The 16,088-nt window shown below is 45.8% G+C and carries 11 protein-coding genes; 3 read left to right on the forward strand and 8 right to left on the reverse strand.

Going from position 1 to position 16,088, the window contains the following annotated elements:
• The first annotated feature begins 1,197 nt into the window (after positions 1-1,197).
• Together GVJ32_RS17725 and GVJ32_RS17730 are read left to right on the forward strand one after the other, a co-directional pair.
• Positions 1,198-2,607, forward strand: a complete 1,410-nt coding sequence (locus GVJ32_RS17725) for a DUF2130 domain-containing protein (protein WP_159241416.1) — start codon at positions 1,198-1,200, stop codon at positions 2,605-2,607.
• A gap of 142 nt (positions 2,608-2,749) precedes the next feature.
• Positions 2,750-2,962: a hypothetical protein gene (locus GVJ32_RS17730; protein ID WP_159241417.1), complete on the forward strand. Its 213-nt coding sequence runs from the start codon at positions 2,750-2,752 to the stop codon at positions 2,960-2,962.
• Positions 2,963-3,244: 282 nt separating this feature from the next.
• On the opposite strand, the gene GVJ32_RS17735 is transcribed toward GVJ32_RS17730, so the two are convergent.
• Positions 3,245-5,551, reverse strand: a complete 2,307-nt coding sequence (locus GVJ32_RS17735) for a TOTE conflict system archaeo-eukaryotic primase domain-containing protein (RefSeq protein ID WP_235035192.1) — start codon at positions 5,549-5,551, stop codon at positions 3,245-3,247.
• A gap of 631 nt (positions 5,552-6,182) precedes the next feature.
• On the opposite strand from GVJ32_RS17735, the gene GVJ32_RS17745 reads away from it, so the two are divergent.
• Positions 6,183-7,418 carry a type II toxin-antitoxin system HipA family toxin gene (locus tag GVJ32_RS17745; RefSeq protein WP_200841473.1) on the forward strand — a complete coding sequence of 412 codons (1,236 nt, stop codon included), beginning with the start codon at positions 6,183-6,185 and terminating at the stop codon, positions 7,416-7,418.
• 127 nt (positions 7,419-7,545) lie between these two features.
• Here the strand turns inward: GVJ32_RS17745 and GVJ32_RS17750 are convergent, their stop codons facing one another.
• From GVJ32_RS17750 to GVJ32_RS17780, 7 genes are all read right to left on the reverse strand, one after another.
• Positions 7,546-7,842, reverse strand: coding sequence for a helix-turn-helix transcriptional regulator (locus GVJ32_RS17750; RefSeq protein ID WP_159241420.1), 297 nt, complete (start codon positions 7,840-7,842; stop codon positions 7,546-7,548).
• Positions 7,839-9,173 carry a type II toxin-antitoxin system HipA family toxin gene (locus tag GVJ32_RS17755; protein WP_159241421.1) on the reverse strand — a complete coding sequence of 445 codons (1,335 nt, stop codon included), beginning with the start codon at positions 9,171-9,173 and terminating at the stop codon, positions 7,839-7,841. Before GVJ32_RS17755 ends, GVJ32_RS17750 begins: the two co-directional genes overlap by 4 nt.
• 389 nt (positions 9,174-9,562) lie before the next feature.
• Entirely contained in the window at positions 9,563-10,645 is a 1,083-nt protein-coding gene (locus tag GVJ32_RS17760; RefSeq protein WP_235035193.1) for a hypothetical protein, read from the reverse strand.
• A gap of 922 nt (positions 10,646-11,567) precedes the next feature.
• Positions 11,568-12,362: an SDR family NAD(P)-dependent oxidoreductase gene (locus GVJ32_RS17765; RefSeq protein WP_159241423.1), complete on the reverse strand. Its 795-nt coding sequence runs from the start codon at positions 12,360-12,362 to the stop codon at positions 11,568-11,570.
• A gap of 107 nt (positions 12,363-12,469) precedes the next feature.
• The gene (locus GVJ32_RS17770; RefSeq protein WP_159241424.1) at positions 12,470-14,074 is read right to left on the reverse strand and encodes a GMC family oxidoreductase; all 1,605 of its coding nucleotides are present in this window, start codon (positions 14,072-14,074) and stop codon (positions 12,470-12,472) included.
• A gap of 115 nt (positions 14,075-14,189) precedes the next feature.
• Positions 14,190-14,699, reverse strand: a complete 510-nt coding sequence (locus GVJ32_RS17775) for an SRPBCC family protein (RefSeq protein WP_159241425.1) — start codon at positions 14,697-14,699, stop codon at positions 14,190-14,192.
• Between the two features lie 56 nt (positions 14,700-14,755).
• Entirely contained in the window at positions 14,756-15,997 is a 1,242-nt protein-coding gene (locus tag GVJ32_RS17780) for a cytochrome P450 (protein ID WP_159241426.1), read from the reverse strand.
• Between the last annotated feature and the right edge of the window lie 91 nt (positions 15,998-16,088).

Below are 16,088 nucleotides of genomic sequence, written 5' to 3' on the forward strand. Positions count from 1 at the left end.
AGTCCTAATTTTCCAGATACTTACCATACTATAAAGTAATCGGGTCATTAATCTCTAGGAAATTTTGCCATTATGCTAACGCTCCTTATTTGACAAGTTAGACCAGCATTGTAGAAATTACCAAATAAATTCAAAAAAAAATAAATATAGGCTATATCATGAATAGAATCACTGAAATAGATAGCGCTCTAACCGAAACATTAATTGGGTTTTCAAAAATAGCTGAAAGTTTAAATTTTGAAGTTTCCGGAAATATAAGAAATGAGAATTTAATTAATCAGCATGACTATCCTGGAGTCTATTTAGTAGAAATAAAAAATAACACTTCATTTAATGATTTTGAATCGTGGTTCAATTATTTTCAGTATAACTGGGAACTTCCTGAGTATAAAAAAAACTGGACTCCAAACACGAAAAAGAAGCGAGCCGAAAAACATACATCTCTTGGTGACTGGGTGCCTCTGTATATAGGTAAGTCAAAGAGAGTGTCAAAGAGGCTGCTAACACACCTTAACCTTAAATTAGAACAACCAACAACAANCTTAAAGTTAAAAGCTAGAACCAATATGAACGCTGAAAACTTTAGATTTAGTACAATTAAGGTTGATGTTACGAACTACGACATAATAATGCCGATGCTAGAAAAATCATTGCGAGATAAAATCAATCCAATCCTGGGAAGGCAATAAATTTTAGCCAGTCAAGAATTTTAAATATATTACTAAATATCAATCTATTTCTCATTGATATAGTTTAACTTTTCACTGAATCCAGGCTTTAGAATAATTTTTTTTGAACACGAACCTCGCCTAACGAAATAGTAGAACAAGAATTGTGCTTGTCAAAAGCAAGTAACGAGCAGCACTATTATGCTTTAGTTAAACCCCTATGAGTGAGAAGATAGCGAGTAATTGTAGTAATATTCCAAGCTATAATAGATCGAAATTTTAAGAAATCCTCCAGCAACCTTTCTTCCTATTATTTAGGCATTAACCTAACAACCATCCACGAAATGAAGTATAAACGAAACCCCTCCAACGTAGTCCGCATCTCGAACTAAAGGAGCAGCCCACAGATATAAGTACTCTAACAACGACGTGAGGGATTATTTACACACCGGAATTACATTCTAGTCCTTCCCGAAAATGAGTTAAAATTTATCCCAACAAAAAATACGCTGACTAAAGNGAAATATGTATGCACAACATTATTTGTCCGCACTGTGCAAAAGCTTTCAAGATTGACGAAGCCGGATATGCGGACATATTAAAGCAAGTTCGTGATCGAGATTTCGATAAGCAGCTACATGAACGTCTTGAGCTCGCCGAAAAGGACAAGGAAAATGCCATTGAACTCGCGCGCGAGCGAGCAATTGGCGAAATGCAAAAGACTACCTCCACTCAAGAATCCGAAATTCGAGACTTAAAGTCAAAGCTCGATGCAGGCGTAGTAGCTCAAAAGCTCGCCGTTACGGAAGCATTGGCCGCAGTAGAGAAAGAGCGCGACGCATTAGTTAATGAGCTAAGACAAACCAAACATGACAATGAATCTACTTCAAGGCTACTAGAAGCTCGCCTTTCACATGAGCGCCAAGAAGCGGCGGCAAAGAAAGATGCCACTATCCAAGAGCTTAAGGCAAAGCTAGATGCCAGCGAAACGGATCGCAAACTAGCGGTGAATGAGGCTATCGGCCTCATCGCAAAAGAGCGAGACCAGCTTCAGAACAATCTAAACCGAGCAGAACTTGAGAAACAGCTTTCTGAGAAATCCCTCAAGGACAAATACGAAACACAAATCAAAGATCGCGATGATGCAATTGAGCGCCTTCGTGACATGAAAGCTCGCCTTTCCACCAAGATGGTTGGAGAAACCCTCGAACAACACTGTGAAACCGAGTTTAACCGTATCCGTGCCACCGCTTTTCCAAGAGCCTATTTCGAAAAGGACAATGACGCTAAATCTGGCAGCAAAGGTGACTACATCTTCCGGGATTCAGACGAAAAAGGTACGCCTATCGTATCCATCATGTTTGAAATGAAAAATGAGATGGACACTACCGCTACCAAAAAGAAGAATGAAGATTTCCTGAAAGAGCTAGACAAGGATCGGATCGAAAAGGGCTGCGAATACGCGATATTAGTTTCGCTAATTGAGCCAGACAGCGAACTCTACAATACAGGGATAGTAGATGTATTTTATCGTTATCCCAAAATGTATGTTATCAGGCCTCAATTTTTCATCCCCATAATAACGCTCCTTCGGAACGCGGCGATGAATTCATTAGAGTACAAACAAGAGCTAGCGCTTGTTAAATCCCAGAATATCGATGTCACGAGCTTCGAACATGATCTTAACAACTTTAAAGAAGCATTCGGCAAGAACTACGATCTAGCATCACGAAAGTTTCAATCAGCAATTGATGAGATTGATAAGTCAATCCATCACCTGCAAAAGACGAAGGACGCTTTAATTGGTACCGACCGCAACCTGCGCCTTGCCAATGACAAGGCGCAAGATGTTACGGTAAAGAAGCTGACTCGAAACAATCCAACCATGACTACTGCTTTTAAGCAGCTAAGCAACCCTCATTCACCAGATAGTGATTAGTTAATACTCAACCCACAAGAGCAAGCGCCGGAGACCGGGAACTCCCAAACGAAACACCCAACCGGTAATACGGTTGGAACGAAATCCACTCGTGAGCGAAGTTTAATCACTAAAACCCAATCATTAAAGTATCGAGGATAATATGAAGGCTAAATTAGTAATAACCTTGACCGAAGAAGCCACCAATAAATATTTGGTGTTTTCTCGAAAACAAACAGAAGATCATGTTGACGAAAGCTGCGAGCCCAGCGACATTACATTAATGATCAATATTGCTGCTAGCAATATGTACGAAAGTACCGCCTATATAAATCAACAAGAACTGGGTGAAGTCGAGGTTAATTTAGTCGAGTAAAAGCTAACCGGTTATGTCTTGCAATAGGGTGTTGATTTGCGTTCTAATTCTAATTTGACCACGGAACAATATTCGACGCAATTCGACACCAATCTGGTTACTTGATGGTATCTGCTACTATTTTGTTCCGTTACTCCCATCGCCTGAGCTCCAGCCCTGGAAAAAATTGCTCTCTAATAGAATCACAGCAACATCAGATGCATCGCTAAGTGAAACACTAAGACTCAAGTACTAGCGGAAAATTATTCACCAGCGCCTGCGGCTAATATGAATATACTTATATTAACCATCTTCATACGAAATTTTGTAGCCCATTGCCTTGTAGCTTTTCTCCCGTTTCTTATACATGCGTTGAAGCATCGGCAACGCAAAATCAGCATAGTCGTGGATAGTCACATTGGTTTTACCATCGATTTCACGATGAATTCTCCCAGCGTACTGGGCTAGGGCGCCTTTCCACGCTATTGGCATAGCTAAGTACAGGGTATCCAATCTCGGCAGGTCAAAACCCTCACCCGCATATTTTCCGGTTGCTACGACCACCTGTGCCGTCGGCAAATGCTTTTCAACGTTTTTGCGCTCAGCAGCACGCATAGCCCCCTTTAGGACAACGGACTGAATTCCCTTTTCGACCAAAATCGCATTAATGCTTTCAGCATGCTCCCGTCTTTCTGTCAGTACGATCGGATGCCTAGACTGCTGAATGCTTTCCAGTACGCTGTTAACAATAAGCTGCGTCCGATCATCGTTTTCCATGATCCATCGGTACACATCAGAAATTTTCGGACGCTCAGCTGCTTGAAGCAGGTACTCTGGCATTGGGTGGTATAGCTGATGCACTTGGACTTCTTGTGTAAACGTGTCTTCCTGCGTTTTTTTAGCGCTATGGCGTATTGGCCCAGTGATCATGAAAATGATTTTCTGATGGCCATCCTGCCTTTCTGGCGTAGCCGTTAGACCTAGCAAATACTTTGCGCGGACTTCGTTTAAAACCATTTCATAGCGCGGTGCCGACACGTGGTGGCACTCATCAACGACAACATGACCATAATCCTGCACTAGCGCTGAGACTGAATTGTCCTTCTTATCAATCAGACTCTGATAAGTGGCTATATCAATGACACCTGAAGGCTTTTTTTTACCGCCGCCAATGATGCCAATTTTTACATCTGGCAGAAATGATCTAAGACGCTCGGCCCACTGGTCTAACAACTGCCGACTGTGCACTAGAATGAGTGTATTGGTCTTACGCTTCGCAATCATACTAATCGCGGTAACGGTTTTCCCAAACGCAGTCGGCGCGTGCAATATCCCGGTATCGTATTTTACGAGAGCACTAATGGCCGTTTGCTGACTTTTTCTCAGCGTTAAAGCGGCCTTCATACCGCGCAGTTTTTCGCCCACTTGCCGCTTATCGTCAAATTCAAACGCGATCTTGTTTTCGTTTAGTAGCGTCACCACATCGTCCAGACAACCTCGAGGTAATGCGAGATAACCAAGCTCGATACGAGCGCATGTGATGAAACGTGGAATTCCGTGCGTTGAAAATCGGAGCGCCTGTGTCTTGAAGAAAACCGGGTTAGAAAAACTGGCCAGCCGCCTGAGCCTGGCGATTAAGGGCCCCGGCACATCGTTTAAATTGAAATAGATGTGATTGGCCAGCGTAATCGTCAGCGTCCCCGCAAGGTTAATTAGCGGGAGGGGCTTAGGCTTGGCCGTAAGCTCCCATGGAGGGATATTTTCGGGTAACGCCTGCTCAGCACCTAAATCCAAACTCGGCGACAATATTGCAAGCAGACGATTAACATCATGCGCTGATAGCGATTTCAGGCCTGCCAAGTATTGCCACTGGCTCTGAATAAGCTCTAGCTCAGCGCCAACAAACGAACTATTTCCCGACAATCTGGCCTCTTTCTGTAAAGGAAGAGCAATTAAATTGCCGAATCCACCTTCGGGCAAAATATCCTGATTGGGAAATAAGCGATCATATGAGTCAAACGATAAGTTTGGGCAGATCTCCATAGCCTTATCCAGCAGACCAAAACCCAGAGAACGGGCCTCCCTAGCAGGAATATTGTCGCTAAAAAATATCCAGAGATGGGCGCCGTTGCCAGATCGGGAGATCTCTATTGCATGGGCTACGCCGAATTCGCTGCATGCCCGCGACATTGCCTTGACGTCGTCTCGCCAGCCCGATTTATCAAAATCAGCGGCGAGAAAGTAGCAAGTATTGTCATGGAGCAGAGGGTATAGACCTACAATTTTCTGACCAGCGAGATGACGGTAAACCACATCGTCATTGAGCTCAGTAAACTGCCGATGATTACAGTCCTGGCATTTAATCCGCGGTTTATTACATACGCCGGGCACCCATTCATTATTACAGGCAACTGAATAACCGCTGCGGCCCTGTTGATTTTGCCAGCGGGTCGCAAAAATATCTGTCCGCCCCCGAAATAGACCTCTGAAAATGGCTACCTTTTGCGCAGGTGAAAGTTCCTCGGATACGGGTATCCTTTCCGCCTCGGACGCCTTAATTTCCGCTCGCTGCAGCAGCAGATAAGCTCTTTCCGCTTCAATCGCAGCCAAGCGTGCGTCTATTGCAGCAACACTCGGGTATTGTCGCCCACTTACCTCCTTTTCACGCATAGGATTGCGGTCACTCGATCAGTAATTCAGAGGATATTCGAAGATAGTCATGCGACTCAACAGTCATTGATAAGGTCATGGGCCTATAATCATGGAGGATTTTACTGCTACCTATCATAAACTCGAGCCGACTATTTAGTCGACGATAAACGATAATCGACGGCGCTCAAGGCTAAACAAGTCGATTGACGCTACATCTAAGCTCATCGTTGCCTCATCCACAGTTGATACCTGCCCCGCGGATGAAGTACTAAGAACTTGTGCCCAGTCCATAAAAGTTATAATATTTTACAACATTTACCCAATTAATAGCGATTTGCTCTACTATAATACAACATGAAAGAGACACTACCCGAACTCGGCAAGCGCCTATGCGCGGCCCGCAAAGAGCGCTTTCCTAAGGATGGTGTGCGCGGTTTTGCACCACGCATTGGCGTAAGCGTGTCAACGCTCGTCAAGATGGAGCAGNGTAAATTGTCGGTGTCACTCGGCAACTACCATGAAGCTGCGAGAGTGCTGGGCCTAGAGGATCAGTTCAACCTGTTATTTGTCATGCCGACGTCCTTATTCGATGATTGATAAAGCACGCTATGCACTACATATAGATCTGCCGAGCACTGGGCGAACTCAGGCCGCCGACGTTGTGATCGTGGAAGATCGCGGGCATGTTGAGCGAGTCGGTTTTCGATACCGACCTGAATACCTTGAGCTGCCCGGCGCCATCGCCATTGACCCGATCTGCCTGCCGCTGTCACCCAAAGAGCGCGCCATAGAATGCCGCGGCGGCATCCCCGCATTCCTTGACGATTATTTACCCGATGCATGGGGGCGCCGAGTATTAAGTTATGCAGTGCTAAAACAGAGCGGCGAGAAGATGAACGCCAACAGCGCTATTGCTTGCTTAAACGCCTTACGTCGCAGCCGGATTGGCGCTCTAGAGCTCACCGCAAACAACGAAAGGCCGTTGTACCAATTAGGTATCGCCTGGGGAGAGCTCGCTCAAGCAGAAAAAATTGCCCACCAAATCGACACCTTGTCATTCGAGGAAATCCCACACGAATCTCTCGATTTAATTTATCTCGCCAACGAAGGATCAGGAGCTGGCGGTGCCCGCCCAAAATCACTGATCTACCGTGGTGACGAAGCTTTTCTTGCCAAATTTAACCGGCTAGGAAGTGATCAATTCAACGTCGCTCGCGTTGAGTTAGCCTCTCTTAAGATGGCAAAAGCGGCGGGAATTAATGTGTATGGCGGCGAGCTGGTTGAGGATATAGCCGGCCGTGATGTCCTGTTGCTGCAACGCTTTGATATTTCCGAATCACATCGGCGCCATCTTATTTCTATAAACGGTTTACGTAAGGACGCTTACCAGCGGGACGACGCGGGTGTATTTCGTTATGACGACGTTCATAAGCTACTGCAATCACACAGTGTCGATTTTCGCGAGGATGCCGAGCAGCTGTTGCGACAAATGCTGTTTAATCGAGCGATCAATAATACCGACGATCACGAGCGCAATTTTTCAATGATCAATGATGGCAGCGGTTATCGCTTATCGCCCGCATACGACTTAGTACCCAGCCTAACAGCCGGGGCATATCATGTTGCTGGTTATCAATACTCGCCTTATCCGCCAAAACCCAGCGAGGTCATTAACCAAGGAAAAGTATTCGGTTTAGACAAAACCACGGTAAAAAACATAGCTGAACAGATTATGGATGCCATTCAGCAATGGGAGAATTTCGCGGCAGAGTGCAAAGTCAGCGATTCAGATTATTCTGCAATAAAGCGCCTACTTTCGATATAAAATATATCCACTACTTTGACGCCGCTCAGCAGTTTCCCCATTTTCGTTTAATGCCCTGGGGAGCTATTCGGGGTCAGAGTAAAAACTCGCAACAACACACCTCAAAAAGCAAGCAGCAACGAAGGGCTTATACGTCTCCACCGTCTTTAGCCGGCTTCCGCGAGGCGGGAATAATAAAACCCACCTCTAGCCCAAAAGGTCTAGCAATTTTCTTCAGGGTTTCCAGTGTTGGATTGCCCTTGTCTCGCTCTACTTCCATTAACGCCCTTGGCGCAATATGCAGCACATTTTTGGCATAGTCTTCTTGGGTCATGCCAACAATTTTGCGCATTTTTCGCGCAGCTTGGCCCAGGGTGAGCTCGCCGTCTGCGAGCTGCCGTTGCAGCTCCAACTTTTTTTCGGTGGGATTATTAGGGCGCTTCATGAGATCACCTTTAGGTCTATGAGTGCAGATGCCTCTCGCTCAATAGCGTGTTTGCGCTGCACTATTACCGCCGGTTCAATTGCCTCCTGCGCCATAATGTCAGGCAACGTCGCCAGGCGATGACCAAACGCCTTAAGCTCTGCAATGAGCGCCTTTTTATTGATAATTGTCGGCATGGCATCAATCACTTTTTCCCAAATTGGAATACCGCCCTTTTCCTGATCACCCTCCCATCGGCTTACTCGGGCAATGCCTTCAGGGTCCAAATACATCGGCGCAAAATCGAATAAGGGGGTCAGCTCAACGCGACCATCCTCATGACGAAATACCGCCGTATTCCGGCCATGGTTATCTTTGTTACCGAGGGCAATGTTCAAGGAATCGCGCTTTAAGTATTCCGTCACTTCGCGCTGCGGGTCAGTGGTATGAGCGATCAAAGCGTTGAGCAGCACGCTGTGCGAAGGTGTGCCTCCCGCTTCCCCGCCGTAGCGACAAATCTCTGCCAAGGACAATAGACTCTCCATACCGATACGTTGAAGCCCTTGTGCCGTGCGAGGACGGTCAAAGCGTGGAATCAACAGGGTATTTCTTGTCCATTGCAGCTCGCCATGCACCCGAATACCAAGTGCTTTAGCTAACTTCATATAGGTGGCCTCTAAACGCAACACCTGCCGGTCACTGTCGGCTTTGCCACGCGGAAACTTAATTAGCCAAGATGAGGCGATAGCGGTATCAGGCAACGCGCCTTCTGCATGCCAGCGACCAGCTTCATCAAGCACCATGAGGAACTTTGGGGCGACACCCGCCACATCTGAGGCACCTGAGGTGTGAGCACCGTTTTGGTAAGCATATTCAATAAAATGTTCTTGGCGTTCGCAAATCTCATCGAGCGTGAAACCAGCGTGGTCAGCCATTTTAACTACCGCGCCGTCTGGCCCCGGCGCCTGCATATTGGGGTCGCGAGCCATCGCCGCTTCGCGAATGCGCAGATTACCTGGCGGCGAGCCAGCGCCATGCAAAAGTAACTCAAGGTCTGCATCGTAGCCGTCTGTTATCCCTAGGCGTTTCACCCAGTGATCTCGACCTGCGCCACTGGGAAGAACATCCAAAAGAAACGCTGGCCAACTGGCAATATCGCGAATCAGCAGCTCAACGGGATAGTTGCAGGCAAGTCCGGCGGCCTTTTCGGTATTCTCTTGAATACGGGCGATCGCATAATCATCGTCATATTGCAGGCGAGATGTATCAAGGTGGCTGGAGCCAGCAACGCAGATGGTGGCAGCGACCTGCCATTCACCCTCGCGATAAATTTCAATGGTTGCTGTATCCACAAAAAGCCCTTAATCAATAAATAAGTCATTAAAATAGCTAATAAATAGCAATAGGTCAATAAAACTGGACATTATGATAGCCAAAAATAAAATCGCGACGCTCCCGACGTATTACTACTACTTTCCAGTAAACCCCATATAGGCTTAACAGATAATTTAGTCATTAAAGCAGCTAATAAATAAGAAAGGAGATACGGAAGTAGCTATTTTAATAGCCAATAAGAACTTGTCACCTCGCCACTAACAAGCATTGCGCGTGACGAGACTACATTTGGACTTTTTAGGGATAGAGTGATATTTGGGGTCTGATTTTGGGACTCAGGAAAAACTCACTAGAGGCTACGGCGCAGATCTCTAGAGTTATCAAAAAACACTCAGGAATCGCTGCGTTAATCTGACTGATACGACATCGCGTTCATCACGTAACGTCCAATTTCATCGTTCATCGCGTAAAAAACGACCGGATGTAACTGGCCTAAGAACTGGTCCAATTCGCCGTTTACGCTTTTGTTAACATTGATAAGTGATTTAATTTCATCATTCACCCGATCAAATTGATTAGAAAGCGACAATGCGTTTGATCTTGCACTATTGTACTCAGATTCTAGCGTTTCTAATTTATCGCTAGCCCAATCCCGCTCGTCGATACAATCATCAATTTGTTCGTTAACATCATCTATCGCTTGCTGCTCTTGAAAATTACAACTGTTTAAACATCTCATATCTGGTTCATTTCGGTATGTGCCAAAAATGGGATCTTTAACACTTCGCTGACATCGGTTACCGCAATCAAAATCGACCTGTTCTGCGCGGCAATTCAAGCTCGCATCATCCACATAAGACTCGGCTCTATTTCGAAGGTTATCCATCTTTTCAATGATAGGAGTCAGGCTCTTCTCAAGGTTTTCACGCTCTCCCACGAGCCCTACTATCCGATTATGACTGACATTAAAGGACTTAGCTTGCTCGTAAATACGGACTAGTTCTTCTGCATCTGTTTCAGCCAGTTGCTTGTATATTGCCGTAAGGGTAGCGATACCCTCTTGGTAAGCTTCAATTTTCTCCAATTTATTATCTGCGTGGTATATCGACATCTCAACACGCTCTTCATGTTCTGAGCACGGACTATTTTTGAAAATTTCTTGTGATTTTTTATATTTACGAAACTGACTATTACACATTGAATACAGGTCATAAAACTGGCTGCGCAGCTGTACCGACTCGTCGCCAACGTCCTCGGAATCATCGCTCTCGGGCGGAGACGTCTTTAAACGCTCAATTTCCTGCTCTGCCATAGCAATCGCGTTTAAGGCGTTCTCTAAGATTTCCGCCACCTCATCATCAGGAGCGCTAGCAATAGAAGCACGTAATTCTGTAATCTGTTCAGCCTCTATCGATTCACCCGTTAGTAAGGCTAGCTCGCTCAATACCAGAATCATCTGCTCGCCGACATCCTCTAACTCGGCTCTCATGTCGCTAGTTTCAGCGTATGCGTAAGTTGTGACCGCTGAAATAAAAGCCAGACATAACACACGCAAAATAGCACGCATCGATTGCATACTTCTTAGGGAAATAATTGACATTAAAACGGGGCTCTATACAGAAAATTCAGACTGGTAATTACACTTTTAACTTTACATTGCCATCTAGACGACGTCAATTTAGAGCTGCGATACTTGCCTCCGTATTATATGGCAGAACACTACCGCGAGGCCCAAGCCTTCTATCGTTAAACGCCTTATCAGACGACGTCGCAATACTAACGAACAAACTCAATTGCCCATCACTATTGCCGCTCATACCGTACCACACGCATTAATAATGCCTAGATTTAATAAACACAAATTACAACGAGTGATACCGAGCATCGCCAATGACATTAAAGCGGACCTTACAATAGCTGGTGCCGTTGGACGAAAAAGGACTAAATGGGAAATTAATCCGGAGTACCGCTGAAGAAATACAGCGGTCGCCTATATACCGACATTCTGACAACAAGACCCTAGCTCCCTAAGCAACCTTGACTCTGGGAGTTCTTGAATTGAGTTTGATTGAACTAACTCGTAAAGCAGCCAAAATTTCAATCATGCTGCATCTTCGCACAGGCGCGACATCGTTTTTTACATTGCCGGAATCTATGCAAACCTTATACAAATCGGGCTTTATTCGCGCCCCTTATTTGCAAGTTTCTATGCTTCCCTAAATACAAACAAACTCAATCGATATATCTTGCAAAAAAAGCGACATTCGCAATGGAATTAAATCACTTTTTATAGAAGCCGAGGCATTACGAGATGCCACTTCGCAACAGAATACTCCGGATTATTTGAGCGCCATATGGCTGAACAAGACTCACGCCTCCACCCGTAAACCTGCCACTTAACCTTGCCTTAATCAAATCTTGCTACGCTCTACCACCGCTCTAAGTGCTTTACCCATAGCCTTCGATACTAACTTTCTTGGCATAAATTTGAGCACGCCCAATATCATGCGGTTACTCAGCCCAGGGATCGCACAGGGGCCATTACCGAGGTGTTTCAAACCGTACTCTGCTACAGCTGCTGGCGTCATAATCCCCGGTACTTCTACTTCACGGGCTCGAAGTATCGGTGTGTCTGTTGCACCTGGAGAAAGCACTAATACGTCTACTCCGCGCTTGCGATACTCCCCCCATAAAGCTTCACCTAGTGATTGCACAAACGCTTTGCTCGCTGAATACACTGCTGACCATGGCGTGCCATTAAATCCTTCAATAGAGCCAACTATTAAAAACCCACCCCGACCTCGCTTTGCCAAGCCCGGCAAAAAGCTCTGGGCTAGCAACAACGGAGCCCGATCATTAACATCTAAAATACGCAGCACCGCTTCACGATCTATATCTTCAAAGCTACCAATCGGATTGTAACCAGCATTACTTACGACTAAGCCAAGCTCGCGATCACCAAGAAAGACTTCCACCTGATCGATAAAGCTTGGGACAGCCAAGTCCACCACAAGCGTCTCGCACTCAACGCCGTGCTTCGCTACGACGTCAGCGCGAACCCGATACAACTCTTCCTCGCGCCTTGCCAGCAAAATGACGTTGACGCCTCGCGCCGCTATCGCATGGGCAAAAGCTTCGCCGATACCGGATGAAGCGCCGGTGATCAGAGCCCACGGACCATAGAGATTGCAAAAATCTTTACTCATAACTGAGGCGTCCTTATGGGAGTTATTACAAAAAATAATCCGGAAAATTTGTCAGCATTCAATCTCTTTAGAAATGCCCCACAGCTCTAATATTAGGAGTGTAGATTTCAGCCTTGACCAGTCAATATAAAGTCAGCGCATCTCTCACCAATCATAAAACAAACTGCATTGGTGTTTCCCGAGATAATATTAGGCAGTACGGATGCATCAGCAACTCGCAACCCTCTCACCCCTTTTACGCGCAAGTATTGATCAACAACCGCACTTTCATCATTACCCATTTTGCAGGTTCCAACCGGATGATAAACGGTCTGCGCCTTTTCACGGACAAAGTTCAATATTTCCTCGTCTGACTGCACGTGGCTTCCAGGCGTTAACTCACCGTTATTCACTTCGTCAAACAGTTCTGATTGATAAATTTTTCGCTGAACCTTCACTGCTTCAATCATTAAGCGCTGATCGTAATCAGAACTCAGAAAGTTAAAATGTATACTGGGTGCCTGCCTCGGGTCATTCGATTGAATGTGAACCGAGCCCCGACTTTCGGGCCGTAATGCACACGCCGTTGACGTAACGCTCGGAAATTCAGGATCTACTGGGCCGTCTTCTGTGATCTCACCCCCAGCAGGAGCAAAATGAATTTGCATATCAGGCCGACCGGCCACTTCTGATGATTGAATAAATGCGCCTACCTCTGCAGCAGGTAAGGTTAGCAAACCACGCTTATTAAACAGGTAGTTTAATAGGTGTTTAAGTAGTGCGAACGATTTGCTTTCTTCATTGATAGTTCTAGTATTTTTTACTTTTTGAACGACACTAATCGTGAGGTGTTCTTGCAAATTTTCACCTACACCGCGCAAATTGACCTTAGTCTCTATACCCTGTGCTGAGAGGTGTTCACTGTTACCAATTCCTGACAATTCAAGCAACTGTGGAGAATGATAGCTCCCCAAAGACAACACCACCTCCTTGTCGCAATATACCTCTTGTCTATTATTAGATTTGTCTAAATATTCAACACCAATAGCTCGGTCAGCATCGAATAGGATCTTGCTCGCATAGGCCTGGGTAATAATGTGTAGATTCTTTCTGCTTCGGATAGGTGTGATAAATGCTGCCGCTGCACTGTGACGCTTACCCGCTTTTTGCGTAACATGGTAACGCCCAACGCCCTCTTGGCTATCGCCGTTAAAATCCGAGTTTCGAGGGCAAGCAACATCTTCCACCGCTCGCATATAGATATCTGACAACGGGCTTTGAAAGCGAATCACAGCCACATTCAGTGGCCCGCCCTTCCCGTGAAATTTTTCATTTAAAGAATCAATTTCGCAATTTTCTGATTTTTTAAAATATGGCAATACTTTTTCATAGCTCCACTCGGTATTACCAAGGGCAGCCCAGTTGTCGTAATCGGCCTTTTGTCCGCGAACGTATACCATGCCATTCGTTGAGCTACTGCCTCCCATGATCCTGCCACGAGGAGATTGAATACAGCGATTCGCCATCGCTTTCTCGGGCTGAGAATAATAAACCCAACTAACTTTCCGATTGTAAGCTACTTGAGTCCAACCGGCAGGCATGTGAATCAGAGGATTATTATCTTTACCGCCCGCCTCCAAAAGCAGCACCGAATTTCCAGGGTTCTCAGACAAGCGATTCGCCACAACACAGCCAGCAGAGCCGGCACCAACAACAATATAATCGTATTTCATTATTTTGATTCTTCGATTCAATAACGATGAATATTATTTACAGAATTGGGGGTAGCATTGACCCAACAAGAGCCCCCCTGAAATTAGCCAACCGTGAGATCTACACTTCAATCACTTAGCCAGCATTTAAGGCGTATTTTTCCGTGTACTTCTTAAAGCGTTTAAACATCCATCTATTTGCCATCGTCATAATGGGACGCACCAAGCCTTCCGACCAATGAGGACCGCCGCGGTTTTCCATCGCCATATACCAAACTACATGGCAACTTCCATCTCCCAAATCGGTCACGCGATAGTCCTCAAGAAATTTCTCGGGATCTTTCTTACTGCAGCGCACGAAGGTAAATGCCATACGCTTCCCGCGCTCCCACGCGACAAACTCTTCATACCCTACAATATCACCCATCATAGACACGGTGCGCGTCGTACCCACATCAAAGGGTTTGGGCGATGTCCATTCTACTTTCTGTATAGGCAGCGCCCAGATCGTCCAAGACACCGCATCCTCAAACACCTCAAATATCTGTTCTGGGGTAGCCTTGATCACCTGCTCCGCTTTAAACACATTTCTGGCGGTATTCAGGAAGTCGACACCGACTGGCGTACACTCAAATTCATCACTCATCGCTATACCTTTTATATGAGTTGGAAATTAACATTACAAACAATGACGCCGATCAATCATGATTCAGGATCGAACTCGATATGCATGGTCTTGATACCATTCACAAAGAAATCCTTAACATAGTTCACCGGCTCGCTGAACTTTGGATTCTTCAATCGAGGAACCAACTCTTCAAACATGACTTTCAGTTCCAAGCGCGCCAAATGCGCGCCAATGCAGAAATGCTCGCCATTACCGAACGCCCTGTGCTGGCTGTGGAGATCTGGCATCTTTTTGAATCGCTCCACATCAAATTTTTCTGGATTTTCAAAAATATCTGGATCGTGGTTAATTGCATGCCAATTCAGAATCAGCTTGTCGTTTTCTTTTAGCTGCTGCCCCTCGACCTCAACATCCGCAGTTACCGTTCTGCGCATTTGGACAAACGCCGGATTAAACCGCAGCATTTCCTCAACGGCATGCGGAATTAATGCGGGGTTATCCACCAGTTTTTTGAGCTGATCAGGGTTCTCTATAAGTAAGCGCATGCCGTGAGCAGTTACAGATCGAGTGCTTTCGTTACCAGCGGCAATGAGCATCAAAAAGAATAATTGGAACTCGTCGGGTGTCAGCTTTTCGTCGTCAACCTCACCGTCAAGAAGCGCACCCACAATATCGGTTAGCGGCTCTTGTTTGTGCTTTTCTGCCAGAGAAGCCGCAAAAGCATATACCTCCATCGCCGCCGTCTGCGCCGCAGTCGCGCTCTCTTCTCCACTCATGTCTTCGTCTTCGGTAAAGAACATGGTATTCGTCCAGTCAAAAAACTGCTTCTTGTACTCCATGCCGATGCCGCAAAGCTCCATGATGGCGATTAGCGGCAGCTCTGCAGCCACATCAGACACAAACTCGCAGCGCCCTTTCGCGGCCACATTATCAATAACCTGCTTGGCGACCTCCCTAAAACGTGGCTCATAGGATTCAACTGCTTTAGGTGTAAAAGCCTTGCGAGCAATACGTCGGTATTTGATGTGGTGGGGGGGATCCATGTTGACGATCATTAAGCGCTGCAATAACATTTCTTCTTCCGGCATTTCCTTGGGAACAGCCGTCATTCGCTCACTTGAATATAGCATTGGCTCTTTGCAAATCTTATCGGCCAAGTCACGTTTCATCACGGCACGATAAGGCACGCCAGTTAAGGGGTCGTCAATTTCGACCAAAGCTCCACCGCTCCCTCTAATTTCTGCAAGCACTTTGTGGTGATTACCTTGAGCATAAAGGTTAGGGTCTAACAGGTTTTGATAGGGACAGGTCGACATGCTGGAATCCTTATTTTTTTATTTTTACTAGCCTGCTTTGGACTTCATTTTCTTCTTGTCAGTCTCCGGCTCTTAAAGCACGGTCACCACT

This window comes from Zhongshania aliphaticivorans (assembly GCF_902705855.1).
Taxonomy (GTDB): domain Bacteria; phylum Pseudomonadota; class Gammaproteobacteria; order Pseudomonadales; family Spongiibacteraceae; genus Spongiibacter; species Spongiibacter aliphaticivorans_B.